This window comes from Streptomyces gilvosporeus (assembly GCF_002082195.1).
GTDB classification, from domain to species: domain Bacteria; phylum Actinomycetota; class Actinomycetes; order Streptomycetales; family Streptomycetaceae; genus Streptomyces; species Streptomyces gilvosporeus.
The window spans coordinates 915,413-931,281 of the sequence record NZ_CP020569.1; the positions used below are offsets into that span (position 1 = coordinate 915,413).

Here is a 15,869-nt window from a genome sequence, read left to right on the forward strand (position 1 = left end):
GTTGCGCCGCCCTCACGCCGCAGGCCGGGAGGGTGTGACCGAGGGTGACAGCACCCGATCGGCGTCCCGTTGCCGACGCATGGCGCGGATCGGGCACGGCGCGGGGCTACCGGTGCTTCCCGCCGCCGTTCCCCTTGTCTGCCTGGCCGTTCCCCGCCCTGCCGTTGCCGGCGTTCGCGGCGCCCTTGCCGGGTTTGCCCGTGCCGGCCGGCCCGCGCGGCGCGCCCGTCGCCCGCGTCAGCTGCTCGGAGCAGTACGCGGCGACCTTGTCCTTTCCGCCGGCGGCCGCGACGAGCCGCCGCCAGGCCGTCGCATCGAGTGCTTTGCCGCGCCCTTCGACCTGTTTGTAGGCGCGGCAGTGGGCTTCGGTGTCCTTGGCGGCGGAGGGACGGCCCGTGGGGCCGGGGTGGCCGGAGGGCGACGGCGAGGCCGTACCTCCCGGCCGGCCCGGGGCGCCCGCAGAGGGGTGCGCGGTCCCCCGGCCGGTACCGGCACCGTCGGTGGACGAGCCTGCCGAACCGACGGCGGCGACCGCGACGCCGCCCAGCGTGAGGCTGGCGAACACCACGCCGAACGTCATCCGCACCGGGCGCCGGACCCTCCGCTCCTGGCGCGGCCGCCAGTCGTCCCGGCGCCGGGTACGTGCCCGGCGCCCGTCCGCGCCCTGGGCGGCGGCCCGGAAGGCGGCCAGGGCCCGCTGCTCCGCCTCGGGATCGAGACGGTCCGTGCGGATGGCGGCGCGCAGCACCGTTTCCAGCATGGCGGACTCCTGCACGTCCCGCGGGTCACACGCGCTGCCGTCAGGGTGCCCACGCCGGTGACGGACCGGAGCTCCGTCGCCGCTCAGCCGTTCACCCATGTCCGCTTCCGTTCCCATACGACCGTTTTGAGTTTCCGTGCGACCGTTGTGATGCGCCGAGGCGCCGGGCCCCGACACCTTCGGGCCGCCGCTGCCGCCCTCGTCGTTCATTCCGTTTTCCCCAGCGTTCGGGTAGCCCCATCCGTCACACCCTCGTCCGCGTCGCCGCCGACGCCCAGCTGGCGGGCGAGGCGTTTCAGACCCCGGTGGGCGGCCGTGCGTACCGCTCCCGCACGTTTGCCGAGGACGCGTGCGGCGGCGGGACCGTCCAGGCCCACGACGACCCGCAGGAGCACCGCCTCGGCCTGGTCCCGCGGCAGCCCGCGGACCAGTTCCAGGGCCTGCTCGGTGGAGAGGGACTCCAGGGCCTGGTCATGGGTGTTGTGCGGTCCGGGCAGGTTCAGTACGTCCTGTTCGGTCCCGCCGCCCCGGGGCCGCACACGCTGGCGGCGCAGATGGTCCAGTGCCCGGTGCCGGGCGATGACCGCGGTCCAGCCGCGGAACCCGGCCCCGTCCCCCTTGAAACGTCCGAGGTCGCGGGCTATCTCCAGCCAGGCATCAGAGGCCACGTCCTCGGCGTCCTCGCCGACCAGCCCGTGCAGATATCCGAGCAGGCCCGGTTGCACGAGCCGGTAGGCCACCGCGAAAGCGGTCTCGTCACCGTCCTGAGCCCGCGCAACCGCTATGCCCAATTCCCCGTCGTACGTCTTTGCGCGCCGGGGTTGCCCTGCCTCACCCAAGAATGTCCTCGTTCGCACCGCGTTCATAGCGAGTCCGTGTCGTCCGCCGCGCTCCGGTCGCAACGACGTCCCATGGTGAACTGCGTCGACCCTCACAGAAATGTCACAACGGCCAGTGGTCCTTCACGCCGCCGCCCGGCTAGGCGCCTTTGATCGGCATTGTCTGGATCGCCCGCTTTCGGAGACTTCATCCGTCCCGTGCGGCCCCGGTGTAACACTTCCGGGCGCGTGCGCTCTCTTCATGCGGGCGACCGCGTCGGTCGTCCAGGACAGGGGACACGACTCGTGCGGTGGACAGACGGAAGTGCAGCGGCAGCGGCGTACGGCGAGGATCCGTACGGCGGCGCCGGCTACACCTACGCCTATGGCGACGCGTACGCCGGTGGGCGCCAGTACGCCCATGGCTACGAGTACGCCAGTGGCCCCGGGTACGCCCATGGCCACGAGTACCCGACCGGGCAGACCACGACAGCGTGGGACCCCCTGTACGGCGACGCCGACACCGGGCTGCTCCCGCCGGCGTTCGACACACCCGGTCAACCCGTGCCGGAATCCGACGCCCCCGAGAGCGAGTCGGCGCGGCCCGTCTTCGTCGATGCCTCGGGGCGACGCCAGCGCCGCGTGCTCCGAGCCGCCCGGCTGCTGGTGATACCCGCCGGCGGCTATGTCGCCCTGCTGGTCAGCACGATGCTGGGCGGCCCCGACATCAGCTCTCCGTTCGTCCCGCACGCGGACTCGGCTCACTCGGCCAGGCCCGGGGCGACCGCACCCGATCCCTCGTCCGGCACCGGACACCCGGCGCGGAGCGCGAGCCCCACCGCGGCACAGAAGAACGCCGGCACCGCGGCGCGCAAGGCCCCCGGCCCCACCGGCCGGCCGACAGCCTCCACCGCCCCTGCGGCCCCGTCCCGGCCCACGGCTGCGCCCGCCACGACCGCCGCCCCCACCCACAGGGGGCGCGCCCTCGGCACGTCCCACAAGCCCGTGAAGTGATCCAAGGCCCTGACGTGACCGACCGCCGACACCACAATTCCCCTGCCCGCCGCCACGGCCGCACCCGCCGGATCACACCCCGCGCCCACTGGCTCCTGCTGAGCGTGCTCACGGTGACCCTGTCGACAGCCCTCCTGCTGCAGGGTTACACCCACCACATGTTCGGGATCACCTCGGACGCCGTGACCGGCGCCCGGGGCCGGAGCGAGGCGGTGCCCCGTCAGGTGACTCACGGCGGCCCCGTGATCGCGGACGCCGCCACCTCCGCGCACACCGCCCGGGTCAAGGACCGCACCGTCGCCCTCACCTTCGACGACGGTCCCGACCCCGTCTGGACGCCGCGCATCCTGGACGTACTGCGCCGCAACCATGTGCATGCGACGTTCTTCGTCGTCGGAACCCAGGTCGTGGCCCACCCGGAGTTGGTCCGCCGGATCGTCGCCGAGGACCACGAGATCGGTATCCACACCTTCACCCATCCCGACCTGGCCCGCCTCGCACCCTGGCAGCGTTCCCTGGAGCTGCGGGAGACGCAGCTGACGGTGGCCGGCGCCGCCGGGGTCACCACCGCACTGCTCAGGCCGCCGTACTCCTCCAGGAACGACGCGCTGGACGATGCCGACTGGTCCGTCGTCAAGCAGGCCGACACGGCGGGCTATGTCACGGTGCTCTCCACACAGGACGCCGAGGACTGGCAGCGCCCCGGTGCGGACCGCATCCTTGCCCATGCCACACCCCACGGCCGCGCCGGGCAGATCGTGCTGATGCACGACGGCGGCGGTGACCGGTCGCAGACCGTCGCCGCGCTGGGCACCCTGATTCCACGGCTCAAGGCGCACGGCTTCCGGTTCTCGACGGTCGGCGCCTCGGTCGGCATGGCCGGGTCGCTCCGGAGCGCCAGGCCCGGCGATCATCTGCAAGGCATGGCCCTCATCGGGCTGTTGCGGGCCGGCGACTGGATGGTGTGGCTGCTCGGTGTGCTGCTGGGCGTGGCCGGAGCGATCAGCGTGCTGCGTGCGGCGGTGGTGCTGATCGCGGCCCGCCGGCACCGGCGGCTACGGACGGCGGACCACGGCCGGTCCTGGGGGCCGCCGGTGTGCGAACCGGTCAGCGTCATCGTCCCCGCGTACAACGAGAGCGCCGGGATCGAGGCGGCCGTGCGCTCACTGCTCGCCTCGGACCATCCGGTGGAGATCATCGTGGTGGACGACGGTTCCACCGACGGCACCGCCGACCTGGTGGAGTCGCTCCAACTGCCGGGGGTGCGGGTCATCCGCCAGCAGAACGCGGGCAAGCCCGCCGCGCTCAACACGGGACTCGCCGCCGCCTCGTGCGAACTGGTGGTCATGGTCGACGGCGACACGGTCTTCGAACCCGGCACCGTCCGCACGCTGGTGCAGCCCTTCGCCGACCCCCGGGTCGGCGCCGTGTCGGGCAACGCCAAGGTCGTCAACCGCGGTGGCCTGCTGGGCCGCTGGCAGCACATCGAGTACGTGGTCGGCTTCAACCTCGACCGCCGACTGTTCGACCTCGCCGAGTGCATGCCGACCGTCCCGGGGGCGATCGGCGCGTTCCGCCGCCGGGCACTGCTCGCCCTGGGCGGCGTCAGCGACGTCACCCTCGCCGAGGACACCGACCTCACCATGGCGCTGTGCCGCGCCGGCTGGCGGGTGGTCTACGAGGAGGGCGCGGTGGCCTGGACGGAGGCGCCCGCCTCACTGAACGCCCTGTGGCGGCAGCGGTACCGCTGGTGCTACGGCACCCTGCAAGCGATGTGGAAGCACCGCGGCGCCTTGGTGCAGCGCGGCGCCGCCGGGAAACTCGGCCGACGCGGCCTGGTCTATCTCCTCCTCTTCCAGGTACTGCTGCCGCTGCTCGCCCCCGTCGTGGACATCTTCGCCGTATACGGGCTGCTCTTCCTCGACCCGGTCCGGATCATCGGGCTCTGGCTGGCCTTCCTGCTGCTGCAACTCCTGATGGGCCGGTACGCGTTCCGCCTGGACGGGGAGCGGCCCGGCCCGCTGTGGAGCCTGCCGCTCCAGCAGTTCGTCTACCGGCAGCTGATGTACCTGGTGGTGATCCAGTCCGTCTTCACCGCGGTTTCGGGCTCCCGCCTGAGATGGCAGCGCATGGAGCGGTACGGCAGTCTCCGGGCCCCGGCGGGCGCGGAGGCGCCCGGCCATGGCCTGCCGTCGCAGGATCCCGGCTCTCCGCACCCGGCGCCGTACGACCGTCTGCCGCACCCGGCGCCGTACGACCGTGTGCCGCAAGAGGCGCCGTACGACCCCTTCCACCAGCCGGCACCGTACGACGGCCTTCCACAGTCCCCGCCCCACAACGGTTATCACCAGCCCCCGCCCCACAACGGTTTCCGGTAGTCCACACCGCACGAGAAATCGCAGTTGTACCGAGTTCTGCACTGAGTTGTACCGAAAGGACAGTGATCCGAGCCCATGAGCGGACACCGACGCCGACCGTCGCAGCAGTCCACCGGCGGCACGCCGGGGAACGGACGTGGGAGACGGTGGATCGACTACCCGCGCCGGGGCAGGACGGGCCCGCGCCGCTGGCTGCCGTCGATCCGTCAACTGCTGGCGATCTTCCTGTTCTTCTTCGGTGCCACGGCGGCGACCGTGGGCTATGCCTACGCAACGGTCACCATCCCCGACCCCAACCCCACGGCACTGCTGCAGAACAATGTCTACTACTGGTCGGACGGCACGGTCATGGCGACCGACGGCAGCGTCAACCGGCAGAACATCCAGATCGCGCAGGTCCCCGCCGACGTGCGGTGGGACTTCATCGCCGCGGAGAACGCCTCCTTCTACACCGACCCGGGCATCGACCCGCAAGGCATCCTCCGCGCCGTCGTCAACATGGCCGCGGGCGACTCCGTGCAGTCCGGGTCGACGATCACCCAGCAGTTCGTCAAGAACACCTACCTGGACCAGTCGCAGACGCTCTCGCGGAAGCTCAAGGAGCTGCTGATCTCCACCAAGATCGGCGCCGCCATGAACAAGCAGCAGATCCTCCAGGGCTATCTGAACACCTGCTTCTTCGGCCGCCAGGCCAACGGCGTCCAGGCCGCGGCCCGCGCGTACTACGGCCTTCCGGTGCAGAAGCTCAATGCGAGCCAGGGAGCCTTCCTCGCCGCATCGGTCAACGAGCCGAGCCTCTTCCAGCACGCGGACTCCGACCCCAAGGCCAAGGCGACGGCAAAGGCGCGCTGGTCCTGGGTACTCGACCGGATGGTGAAGACCGGCAAGCTGACGCCGCATCAGCGCGCACGGTACGCGGCCGCAGGATTCCCGACACCCAGGAAGTGGACCCTCGGTTCGAGCCTCCCGGGCCAGACCGGCTACCTGGTCCAGCTCGCCCGGTCGTACGCCCAGGCGCACAACCCGAGCATCACGGACAGCAGCCTGAGCAGGGGCGGCTACCAGATACACACCACCTTCGACCGGAAACGGACCGCAGCACTGGCCAGGGCCGTCGCCAAGGTCCGCGCACAACGCCTCGACCCCGCCCACCGGTCGGTCGACCGGGACGTCCAGGTCGGAGCCTCCTCCGTCGATCCCAGGACCGGCAAAATCCTCGCCGTCTACGGCGGCTCCGGCTTCGGCCACGCCCACTACTCGGACAACGCCGACACCTCCGGCGTCCCGGTGGGCTCCACGTTCAAACCCATCGTCCTGGCCGCCGCGCTCCAGCACCGAGCCGTACTGAAGCCCGGCGAGCCCCCGGCGCCGATCACCCCGGCCAGCAAGTTCAACGGTGACGACGGCATCAAGATCAAGGACCAGCAGGGCAACTACGTCACCGATGACAAGGACCCCACCGGCCTCCTCCACCAGCACAACGACACCCCCAAGCGCTGGGGCTACATCTCTCTGCGCCAGGCGATGGAGCAGTCGGTCAACACGCCGTATGTGCAACTGGGAGAGGACGTCGGCCACCCGAACGTGGCCAGCACGGCGGAGGCCCTCGGTCTGCGCCCCGACAGCCTCGCCGCCCCCAGTGCCGGCTTCTACATCGGCACCTCGACACCGAGCGCCATTCGCATGGCGGGCGCCTACTCGACCTTCGCCGCCTCCGGTATGCGGGCCACCCCCTACTCGGTGACCAGGGTGACCCACAACGGCTCCGCACTCCCCGGCTTCACCGCCCCCGTCCCCGTACGGGCGCTGCCACCGGCCATCGCCGACAACGTGACCGATGTCCTCCGGGGCGTCATCACCAAGGGCACCGGTACCAAGGCCCAGGCCCTCGGCAGGACGGCCGCGGGCAAGACCGGAACCACCGACGACTACCACTCGGCCTGGTTCATCGGCTACACCCCCCAACTGACCACCTCCGTGGTCCTCTTCCGCGAGGACGCGGCCCACCCCCAGCTGCAGTCACTGGTGGGCGTCGGCGGCCTGCAGAAGGTGTTCGGCGGCGACATCCCCACCGAAATCTGGACCCAGTACATGACCGACGCCCTCGTCGGCCTCCCCGACGCCCCCTTCCCCACGCCCGCCTCCCTCGGCCAGGGCGCCAACGAGCCGGGCGCCACCCCACGCTCCCGGCCCAACAAACACGACAAGCAGGCCGGAAACCCCGCCGGGAACGGCAAGACCGGCAAACCGGGCAAGACCGATAAGAAGGCACCTACCTCTCCCGCCTCGCCAGGTGCCCCGACGTCCCCCAAGTGCCGCCACCACAAGTGCGGGTGACCGTCAGCGAACAGGGGCGGCCGTAGCCGGGGCCGAGCGAGCCCCGGCTACGGGAGCAGAGGGCGGTCGTCGACGACGTGTTTCATGACGAGGGTGGAGGTCAGGCGCTGGACGCCGGGGAGCCTGGCCAGCTGATCGTCGTAGAGCTGCTGGAAGGCGGCCAGGTCGGTGGTGGCGACCCGCAGGAGGTAGTCGGGTTCGCCGAACAGGCGCTGAGCCTGGAGTACGTGCGGGACGGCGGCCACCGCCTCTTCGAAGGCGGTGACGGTGTCGGGGTCCTCCCAGCGCAGGGTGGCGAAGACGAGGGCTTCGAAGGTGAGGCCGACGGCAGCCGGGTCCACGACCGCTTTGTAACCGCGGATGGCTCCCTCGCGTTCGAGGTCGCGCAGGCGGCGGTGGCAGGGCGAGACGCTGAGCTGCACGCGGGCCGCGAGCTCGGTGACGGTGAGACGGCCGTCGAGCTGCAGCTCGGCAAGAATCTTCCGGTCCATGGCATCCATGCAGAAGATTCTCCCCCACAAGACGCGATCATGGGGTAAATAAGGGAACACCTTCGGGCGGATCCGGCCTAGCCTTCCTCGCGTAACGAAGCGCGGAAGAGGGATCGACCCATGAACACGACGACGCTGGCGGCCTTCCTGGCAGTGGATCTCCTGCTGGTGTTCACGCCCGGCGCGGACTGGGCCTATGCGATCTCGGCCGGGCTGCGGGACCGTTCGGTCGTCCCCGCGGTCGCCGGGCTGATCGCCGGACATGCGGCGTACGCGCTCATGGCCGTCGCGGGCCTGGCCGTGATCGTGGCGAGTTCGCCGACCGTGCTCACGGCGCTGACCGTCGCCGGCGCCGGTTACCTGCTGTGGCTGGGCTGGGGCGTACTGAGGCAGCCGGCCGCTCTGGCAGCCTCCAGCGAGGCCGTGGACTCCTCCCGCACGCAGATCATGCTGAAGGGGGCAGGGATAAGCGCCCTCAACCCCAAGGCGCTGCTGCTGTACTTCTCGCTGTTCCCGCAGTTCCTCGACCCTGCCACGGGCTGGCCGGTCACCGCGCAGACCGGGCTGCTCAGCACCCTGCACCTCACCGCCTGCGCCGTCGTCTACCTCACCGTCGGCGTCCTGGCCCGGACCGTGCTGAGGACCCGGCCTTCGGCCGCCCGGACGGTCACCCGCGTCTCCGGTGCCATGATGATCGTCATCGGCGGGTTCCTGCTTGCGGAACGCCTGATCGGCTGACGAATCCGCCCCGCGCCCCGCACACACACCAGATGTGGCCGGTCCGGATGTCCAGGAGAGCGAGGAAGGCTGTGCCCGGACGCCGTGAAGCCGGCGTCCGGGTACGGTCACCATCAAGGCGCTTACGGCCGGCCGACCTCGACGTGTACGGCCTTGGCCTGGGCGTCTCCGCCGCAGGGCTCCGTGGCGAAGGCCAGATTGTCGCCGTGCTGCCAGGTGCTGTACACCTCCCCGTGCACACCGGTGCAGCCAGCGGCGATGCGGGCGCTGTCGCCGTCATGAGACCAGCAGCCGTCAGCACGCCCCACCTTGCCGTCGGGCCATGTGTGGTTGCAGCCGCCTCCCTTGACCTGGATCGTTCCGGCCCGGCCGCTGTGCGGTGTGCCGCCGGTACCCGTCGCGCTTGCCTCCACCGTGGTCAACGACACCACGGCCATAGCCCCGGCTACCACGCTCATGAGCCTTGCCGACGCTCGCATTGCTTCCTCCCGTTGAGGTCATCGCGTGCCGGGGTTCGGCGCCAACTCTCACCGCGCACTGCGTTGTTAAGCAGCTCCGTCTGCCACATAAAACAATCCGCGGCACCGCCATACGGTGGCGGTGCCGCGTGCGGATCGCCCTTGTGGGGCGTGCGTGATCAATACACCTAGGGCGTGTCCGAGGGGTCCGCCGAGCGTGACCTGGGCGCATCTAGGCTGAAAGGCGTGCAGAACAAGCTCACCCACGAAGGCAGCACCTTCATCAACTTTCGGAACTACACGTTCCAGGATCCGAGGTCGCCCGCCTTCAGGTGGGTCGATATCAAGCGTCTGCGGCTCCCCGCGGAGTTTGTCGGCGATAAGGAGCTGCTTGCCGCACTCATCGGACATGAACAGTTCCGGGACGACTACGCCGGCGGCGGAGTACTGCCGGAGGGGCTCCGGCACGGCCCGTACTGGCTGAGGGCGGTAACCCCCGACGTGTACGAAGCCATCGGCCGGGAGAAGAGTGACCACATCCTGTGGGAATGGGCGAACCGGTGTGAGGACATGCCCGCCAACCTTGCGACGGAGCTGCAGCGGGAGGTGTTCGACCGTCTGGCTTCAGCCGAGCACATCTACTACCTGAGCGAGCTCGGCGATGAGGCGATCCACGACTGGGGTCGTGTGCACAGCGACTTCCACGAGTTCGTGCTCATCGACCGTTCGGCTGGGCAGATCACACTCCTCGTCGCGGCCGACGACTGAATCAACCGCCAGCATCTGCGGAGGACATCGGAGAGATCAACAACGGAGCCATAGCCGAATCGCGGCCAGAGTGACCGTGCCATGAAAGACGTAGGCTCTCTTGTCGTACCGAGTCGCCACGGCTCTGAAGCCCTTGAGAGCGTTGATGCACCGCTCAACCTCGTTACTGCGGACATACCGTGCCTGGACGAACCCGGTGGGAGGACCGCCCTGGCTGCCGCGCCGTTGGCGGTTGACCTTCTGGTTCTTCCGCTCGGGAAGCCGTAACCCGGTCCGCGCGGCGCGACGGCAAGGCCGGATCTGATCGGACTACGCCCGGCGGGCGATCGTGATGATCTCCCGGCTCGTAGTGGTGACGGGCCCGCGATTCCAGTCACCGTAGCGGGCCTCGACCTCGAAGCCCGCTTCTGCGAGGAACGCGTCAAGAGCCGCAACGCCAAGGAAGCGCAGACTCGTGCGGTCGACGCGGAGCACGGCGCCGTCGGGCTCGGCCGTCGTCGCGGTGAAGGTGACCAGGTCACCGACGACAGACTCGATCTCGTGCCAGACGCGCAAGGCACGGCCGGACGCGTCGGTAACGTCGGACGCGTTCGAAGGATTCCAGTCCTCCCAGGCCCGCGTCTGCGGATGGCGGGTCTCGAAGGCGAAGCGGCCGTTTTCGCGCAGCGCGGCATAGATCGCCGCGAGCGAGGCGCGCAACTCGTGGTCGGTGACGAGACATTGGAACGCGTGGCTGACCATCGTCGCGAGGTCGAACTCAGCGTTCCACTCCGCGTCCGCCGCAGTGCCCTCGACCCACTCAATGTCGGTACGCCGCCGGGCGCGGGCAAGTGCGGCACAGTCCGGGTCGAGGCCGACGAGGCGTCCGGCATGGCCGCCTTCGCGCGCACGGTGCAGCATGGAGCCGGTTCCGCAGCCCACGTCCAGGACTGAGTCGGCGGCCATCACCAACCCGTCGTAGAAACCGTCACTGGGCCATCGTTTGGGGTCCCACGGATTCAGCAGGTCATACAGGGCGGCGGCATCAGCGTCGGAGAACACTGCGAAAGTATCCGCGCCCCGCTGACAGCTACCAACAGGCCGTCCACCACACAGCCAACGTTGCCTGATACGGCACCGGCGAGGCAGAGGCGACCGCAGGGCCGAGCACCATGAGACGGCACGTGCTGGCCACGGACATCGACCCGTCGTGGCTGAAGGCAGGCGACGGGTACGAGGTGCACCGGCACGACGTCGCCGCTGATCCGCCCCCGGAGCCGGGGACGTTCGATCTGGTGCACGCCCGCCTCGTGCTGGTCCATATACCCGACCGGGCTCGCGCGTTGGCCACGATGGCGGCAGCGCTACGACCCGGCGGCCGGCTGCTGGTCGAGGACGCCGATACCGCTCTGCAGCCACTGGCATGCCTGGACGACAGCGGCCCTGCGCAGCGGCGGGCCAACCGGCTGCGCGACGCGGTCCGGGAGTTGCTGACGCGCCACGGCGCGGACCTGCGCTACGGCCGGACACCGCCCCGGGCGTTGCATGAGGCCGGCTTGGTGGATGTCGCCGCGGCGGGCTCTTTCCCGGTCGGCGGGCCGGCCTGCGACCGGCTGGAGGCGGCGACCATCCGGCACGTGCGCGGCGAGCCGCTCGCGGCCGGCCTGGCCGACGACGCCGAGATCGACGCGCACCTGGCCGCCGTCCACGCGGGCGAACTCGACCTGACACTCGCGCCGCTGATCTCGGCCTGGGGACGCCGTCCAGCCGAGCACCCGCCGGCACTCGGCTAGAGCGTGTCTCTTTGGTGGGTTGTTCAGTTGATCGGGCGTGTCTGTCCGGTTAGTGATCACTGTAGAGGCGTCGGTGCTCACGTTCGAGGTGAACGCCCAGTGAGAGTGGCACGTCCGGCCGCACGGTCTGGCATGGAGTGCAACAGTCCCGGCCGGTCATGCTGTTCGCTGCGTGGACGTTGATTGACGCTTCGGTCCGTGCGCGGCTACGTTCTGCCATATGCAGCGGCGCAAGATCCTCACGACTCGCGGTCACATCGACCACATGCGGGTGTGTTCTGCTGCGTGTCGCCCCTGTTGAGAGCCGTTCGGCCTCCAGTGGCATCCGTCCGCGCCTGACAGCCTCACTGGCTATGCGCGGTAGCACCTTCCTGTAATTGCCCTCTCTCACTGCGCATGCCCGGTCGGGTGTGCGCCTTCTCCGCATGCCCGTGACCGAGCCGACCGGTTCGGCTTCGGGCTGCCAGAAACGGACACCTGATGCGTCACAACTCCATACCCGCGCGGACCCTGATCGCTGCGGCCACCACTGTCGTCACGGGCCTGCTGCCCCTGGCCGGCACCGCATCCGCAACCCCGGACAGCAAGCCGCTGCCACCGGTGACTGTCCTTGCCGACAAGAGCACAGCGAGCCGCGGGGACATCTTCGTCTCGCCGAACTCCGCGAACAGCGCCTACTCCAGCGGCGTGGAGATCCTGAGCGGCGACGGCAGGCGTGTCGTGTGGTCTCACAAGACGCCGGCCGGGCAGCAGGCGGCGGACTTCCGTGCCCAGACCTACCGCGGCAGGCCGCCGGTTCTGACCTGGTGGCAGGGCACCGGGCTCGGCTCGCTCGCGAGCGGGGTGAACTACATCTATGACAACCGGTATCAGAAGGTCGCCGAGGTCCGTGCCGGGAACGGGTACACCGCCGATGGGCACGAGTTCCTGATCACCGGTCGTGGCACGGCACTCATCCTGGCGTACAAGCAGGAGACCGCCGATCTGACGGGCATCGGCGGCTCCGCGCACCAGGCGGTCATCGACGGCGTGGTGCAGGAGATAGACATCCGCACGGGCCGGGTCCTGTTCCAGTGGAAGGCGGCCGATCACGTGCCGTACGCGCAGAGCGAGCAGCCGCTGCCGTCGTCGCCGAACAAGCCGTGGGACTGGTTCCACATCAACGCGGTGAAACCCGACACCGATGGTGACCTGCTCATCGATGCCCGGAACACGTGGACCACGTACAAGGTCGACCGGCACAACGGCACCGTGCTGTGGCAGCTCGGCGGCAAGGCCAGCACGTTCAAGGAGCAGGCCGCGCCCGGCCAGTACCTGAACACGGCCGGGACGATCTTCTCGTGGCAGCACGATCCCGAACCGCTCGGCGGCGGCCTGTACAGCTGGTTCGACAACGAGTCCGCGGGGGCCGCGAACACTGGGGCCAGGGCGGTGGAGGAGCTTCCGTTCAGCCGTGTCGTCACCGTCCGCGTGGACGAGAAGGCGCGTACGGCGACGCTGGTGAAGTCCCTGAACCAGCCGGACTACCTCAGCGCGTCCTCACAGGGCAACGCGCAGCCGCTCCGCCGGGGAGGGGCGTTCGTCGGATGGGGGTCGCTTCCGTACGTCTCCGAGTTCAACGCCTCGGGGAAGGCCGTGTTCAAGGCCCGGTTCCCCACGGGCGTGAACAGCTATCGCGCGTACCGCTTCCCCTGGAAGTAGGCCGGTTTTGAGAGGGCGCAGCAGTCTGCTGAAGGTCGTCCGTGACCATCTGCCGTTCGCGCACGGCGGTGTGGTCGAGGTCGCCAGGCACGCCCCGACCGGTGAGGCCCGGAGAGATCGTCATCCCGCTGACCCGCCCGCTCGGGCCGTACAGCCGGCCCGCGAGTCCCCTCTCGTCGACATGCTCGCCCGGCAGGGCACGACGCTGAACGCCACGATGCACATCAACCAGCGCTCCGCCGCATCCAACCCCAGGGCCCTCACCGACCGGTTCGCCGATGGCATCGTGCGCCGGTTGGGCACCGTGAACTGATCCGTGGGGCGTGCTGGCGCCGGGCCCCGTTTCCCGATCTGACAGGGGACGGGACCCGGCTGCGAAGCCGGCCCCGGTGCGACGGCCCGTCCGAGAGAGCGGTTCGAGGGCACGGCCGAGGTGCGGGGTACTGCTGGCGTACCGGAAGAGAAATGCGTCCGGTGTAGTTCCCTGTGCAGGGAAGGGCTGAGCTGGCAGAACGCTGATCGGGGGTGTGGGCGGGTAGGCGTCCGCGCAGGTGCGCGCTGCGCGTCACCGGAGCTGGGTCAGCCCGCACACGGGCTTCGACGATCATGGAGTTCTCGACGCCTCGTGATCCGGGTGGAAGACCGTGCTTGCCGGCGCATCATCCCCGATCGCGGCTGCTCTTGACCAACTCCGCGAGCAGCCCGAACCCCGCCCCGAGGAGATACCGGGGCTGCTGGAGCGGCTGGCTGAAGCGCCCGACCCGCGTGGCTCGCGCGGAGTGCGCCCCACGCCTTGTCCGCCGGGCTCGCGCTGAGCGCGTGTGCCGTACTGAGCGGAGCCACCTCAGTGAGAGCGCCCCTCGCTGCCGACGTGCCCACTCGACGACGGGCAAGTGCGTGTCTGCCGAGGAGCGTCGCGGCGGCTCAGCGGTGAATGTCAGACCCATGTGGTGTCGTTGACGCGATGACGTTCGACGATGTTCGACGCGAAAGGACAGCGCATGAACCGTGAGCAGTGGCAGCCGTTCCTGAAACTCTGGAGCGAGGAGTGGATCAACGGGCACGACCCCGAGCGGGACGGGCCCCTGGATGACGAGGCCGTCCGGGACGGCTGGCTCGGATTCGCCCCGGCGAGCGCGGATGAGGTCGCGGCTGCCGAGGCCCGCCTGGGCCGGACGTTGCCGCCCTCGCTCCGCGCGTTCCTGCTGACCACCAACGGATGGCGGGACGCGGGGAACTTCATCTACCGGCTCGCGGGCGCCTCCGAGCTCGCCTGGCTGGCCGATACCGACGACTCCAGCTGGATCGATGCTTACAGCGACACCGAGTTCGCCGACGAAGACGAGGACGAAGAACCCGAGGGTGAGATCCTCGCGCGCTCCCTGCGCCTCTCCCTCGACGGCGACGCCGCGGTCATGCTCCTCGACCCCAAGGACATCGACGAGCGCGGCGAATGGGCCGGCTACTGGCTCGCCTCGTGGTCGGGAATGGGGCCGGAGCGCTTCGACTCCTTCTACGACCTGATGTACCACCAGTACACCCGGTTCCACCGCCTCCGCCAGCCGGAGGGCAAGAGCGGGGCGTGAGCGGAGTCAGAGCCGGACCGCGAACTGCCGTGATGTCAGCGCCAGTTCAGCGGTTTCGACGTACGCATCGTTTTCCTCAGTTGCGTACGGATGCGTGAGACCGGTTGGTGGTGTGTGAGGGGCAGGGTTCGTCCATTGCCGCTGCTTGTTCCCGGAGGGCCTGCATCAGGGTTCTGACCTGGGGGTGGTTGCGGCGGTGGATCGTGGCAACGCCGATGTGCCGGGTCGGAGTCGGCGGTGTGATCGGGATGGTGCACAGCCCTGGGATCGGTGGGGTCTGCGCGATGGACGGAATCAGCGAGATCCCCGTGCCCGCGGCGACGAGGGAGCGGGCGAAGAAGTAGTCCGTCGTGGTGCCGCGCACCTCGGGGTCGAAGCCGGCGTGTTCGGCGTAGCGGCGCAGGTAGGTCTCGGACTTGAGGCAGCCGAGTACCCAGGGCTCGGCGGCCAGTTCGGTGATGTCGAGCGCCCTGCGGCCGGCCAGGGGGTGCGTCTCGGGCAGGACGACGTACAGGGGGTCCTCCATGAGTGCCGTCCACATCAGGCTGGAGCTCTGGCCGGGCCGGCCGGGCAGCGGGCCGTCGAAGTGGTAGGCGAGGGCGAGGTCCACGGCGCCTTGGCGGACCAGCGGCAGGCTGTCTTCGGGTTCGGCCTCCCGCACGTGGACCACGGTGTCGGGATGGGCGGCGGTGAGGCGGGCGAGTGCGCCGGGCAGCAGCAGCCTTCCTCCGCTGGTGAAGGTGGCGATGGTGAGCTGGGGGCGGCCGCTGCCGAGGCGGTCGATCTGCTGCCGGGCATGTTCGAGTTCCGCGGCGACCGACTCGGCCGCCCCGACCATGATCCGGCCGGCCGGGGTGAGGGTGACGCCACGGGTGCTGCGCGCCACGACCTGGGCGCCGAGGCTGCGTTCCAGGGCGGCGATGTGCTGGGAGATGGCGGAGGGGGTGAGGCGGAGGGCTTGCGCTGCCTGGTTGAAGCTGCCGTGCTCCGCCACCGTCCGCAGGACACGCAGCCGCTGAACATCGATCAACAGTATTCCTTAAAACCT

14 protein-coding genes and 2 pseudogenes are annotated in these 15,869 nt (G+C 69.8%); 9 read left to right on the forward strand and 7 right to left on the reverse strand.

Translation table 11 applies throughout. From position 1 onward, the window contains the following. Nucleotides 1–106: 106 nt before the first annotated feature. Nucleotides 107–760 (reverse strand): hypothetical protein, encoded by a 654-nt coding sequence (locus tag B1H19_RS04280; protein ID WP_083103117.1) that lies wholly within the window; start codon nt 758–760, stop codon nt 107–109. 206 nt (nt 761–966) lie between these two features. Beyond that, nucleotides 967–1,599, reverse strand: coding sequence for an RNA polymerase sigma factor (locus tag B1H19_RS04285; protein WP_083103120.1), 633 nt, complete (start codon nt 1,597–1,599; stop codon nt 967–969). A gap of 285 nt (nt 1,600–1,884) precedes the next feature. Between B1H19_RS04285 and B1H19_RS39605 the strand changes: the two genes are divergently transcribed. From B1H19_RS39605 to B1H19_RS04300, 3 genes are all read left to right on the forward strand, one after another. Beyond that, nucleotides 1,885–2,592, forward strand: coding sequence for a hypothetical protein (locus B1H19_RS39605; RefSeq protein WP_083103122.1), 708 nt, complete (start codon nt 1,885–1,887; stop codon nt 2,590–2,592). A gap of 14 nt (nt 2,593–2,606) precedes the next feature. Further along, entirely contained in the window at nt 2,607–4,970 is a 2,364-nt protein-coding gene (locus B1H19_RS04295; RefSeq protein WP_237289117.1) for a bifunctional polysaccharide deacetylase/glycosyltransferase family 2 protein, read from the forward strand. A gap of 75 nt (nt 4,971–5,045) precedes the next feature. Beyond that, nucleotides 5,046–7,307 (forward strand): transglycosylase domain-containing protein, encoded by a 2,262-nt coding sequence (locus tag B1H19_RS04300; RefSeq protein WP_083103128.1) that lies wholly within the window; start codon nt 5,046–5,048, stop codon nt 7,305–7,307. Between the two features lie 47 nt (nt 7,308–7,354). On the opposite strand, the gene B1H19_RS04305 is transcribed toward B1H19_RS04300, so the two are convergent. Further along, nucleotides 7,355–7,807, reverse strand: coding sequence for an Lrp/AsnC family transcriptional regulator (locus B1H19_RS04305; protein ID WP_083103130.1), 453 nt, complete (start codon nt 7,805–7,807; stop codon nt 7,355–7,357). A 111-nt stretch (nt 7,808–7,918) separates the two neighbouring features. Between B1H19_RS04305 and B1H19_RS04310 the strand changes: the two genes are divergently transcribed. After that, the gene (locus tag B1H19_RS04310; RefSeq protein ID WP_083103133.1) at nt 7,919–8,536 is read left to right on the forward strand and encodes a LysE family translocator; all 618 of its coding nucleotides are present in this window, start codon (nt 7,919–7,921) and stop codon (nt 8,534–8,536) included. A gap of 122 nt (nt 8,537–8,658) precedes the next feature. Here B1H19_RS04310 and B1H19_RS04315 read toward each other — a convergent pair whose 3' ends face one another. Continuing rightward, nucleotides 8,659–8,994: a hypothetical protein gene (locus B1H19_RS04315; RefSeq protein WP_159027984.1), complete on the reverse strand. Its 336-nt coding sequence runs from the start codon at nt 8,992–8,994 to the stop codon at nt 8,659–8,661. Between the two features lie 246 nt (nt 8,995–9,240). Between B1H19_RS04315 and B1H19_RS04320 the strand changes: the two genes are divergently transcribed. After that, complete coding sequence (locus B1H19_RS04320) at nt 9,241–9,762, forward strand: hypothetical protein (protein ID WP_083103137.1); 522 nt, start codon at nt 9,241–9,243, stop codon at nt 9,760–9,762. Nucleotides 9,763–9,798: 36 nt separating this feature from the next. Here B1H19_RS04320 and B1H19_RS40750 read toward each other — a convergent pair. Together B1H19_RS40750 and B1H19_RS04330 are read right to left on the reverse strand one after the other, a co-directional pair. Further along, a pseudogene (locus B1H19_RS40750) lies at nt 9,799–10,020 on the reverse strand (IS5/IS1182 family transposase); the annotation flags it as partial. Between the two features lie 51 nt (nt 10,021–10,071). Continuing rightward, complete coding sequence (locus tag B1H19_RS04330; protein WP_083103143.1) at nt 10,072–10,803, reverse strand: class I SAM-dependent methyltransferase; 732 nt, start codon at nt 10,801–10,803, stop codon at nt 10,072–10,074. Between the two features lie 83 nt (nt 10,804–10,886). Between B1H19_RS04330 and B1H19_RS04335 the strand changes: the two are divergent. The 4 genes and pseudogenes from B1H19_RS04335 to B1H19_RS04350 form a co-directional block, all read left to right on the forward strand. Further along, nucleotides 10,887–11,534, forward strand: a pseudogene (locus tag B1H19_RS04335) (methyltransferase domain-containing protein); the annotation flags it as partial. A 480-nt stretch (nt 11,535–12,014) separates the two neighbouring features. After that, complete coding sequence (locus tag B1H19_RS04340; RefSeq protein ID WP_083103148.1) at nt 12,015–13,235, forward strand: arylsulfotransferase family protein; 1,221 nt, start codon at nt 12,015–12,017, stop codon at nt 13,233–13,235. Nucleotides 13,236–13,242: 7 nt separating this feature from the next. Further along, on the forward strand, nt 13,243–13,548 hold the full coding sequence (locus tag B1H19_RS04345; protein WP_083103151.1) for a hypothetical protein: 306 nt from the start codon (nt 13,243–13,245) through the stop codon (nt 13,546–13,548). 688 nt (nt 13,549–14,236) lie between these two features. Further along, on the forward strand, nt 14,237–14,821 hold the full coding sequence (locus tag B1H19_RS04350; protein ID WP_159027985.1) for an SMI1/KNR4 family protein: 585 nt from the start codon (nt 14,237–14,239) through the stop codon (nt 14,819–14,821). A 76-nt stretch (nt 14,822–14,897) separates the two neighbouring features. Here B1H19_RS04350 and B1H19_RS04355 read toward each other — a convergent pair whose 3' ends face one another. After that, a complete protein-coding gene (locus B1H19_RS04355) occupies nt 14,898–15,851 on the reverse strand; it encodes a LysR family transcriptional regulator (RefSeq protein WP_083103157.1) in 954 nt (317 codons plus the stop codon). Between the last annotated feature and the right edge of the window lie 18 nt (nt 15,852–15,869).

Bases quoted from the DNA above. Each gene is read 5' to 3' on its own strand.
- B1H19_RS04280 (WP_083103117.1), bottom strand. From the start codon at position 760: ATGCTGGAAACGGTGCTGCGCGCCGCCATCCGCACGGACCGTCTCGAT.
- B1H19_RS04300 (WP_083103128.1), top strand. From the start codon at position 5,046: ATGAGCGGACACCGACGCCGACCGTCGCAGCAGTCCACCGGCGGCACG.
- B1H19_RS04305 (WP_083103130.1), bottom strand. From the start codon at position 7,807: ATGGATGCCATGGACCGGAAGATTCTTGCCGAGCTGCAGCTCGACGGC.
- B1H19_RS04310 (WP_083103133.1), top strand. From the start codon at position 7,919: ATGAACACGACGACGCTGGCGGCCTTCCTGGCAGTGGATCTCCTGCTG.
- B1H19_RS04315 (WP_159027984.1), bottom strand. From the start codon at position 8,994: ATGAGCGTGGTAGCCGGGGCTATGGCCGTGGTGTCGTTGACCACGGTG.
- B1H19_RS04340 (WP_083103148.1), top strand. From the start codon at position 12,015: ATGCGTCACAACTCCATACCCGCGCGGACCCTGATCGCTGCGGCCACC.
- B1H19_RS04350 (WP_159027985.1), top strand. From the start codon at position 14,237: ATGAACCGTGAGCAGTGGCAGCCGTTCCTGAAACTCTGGAGCGAGGAG.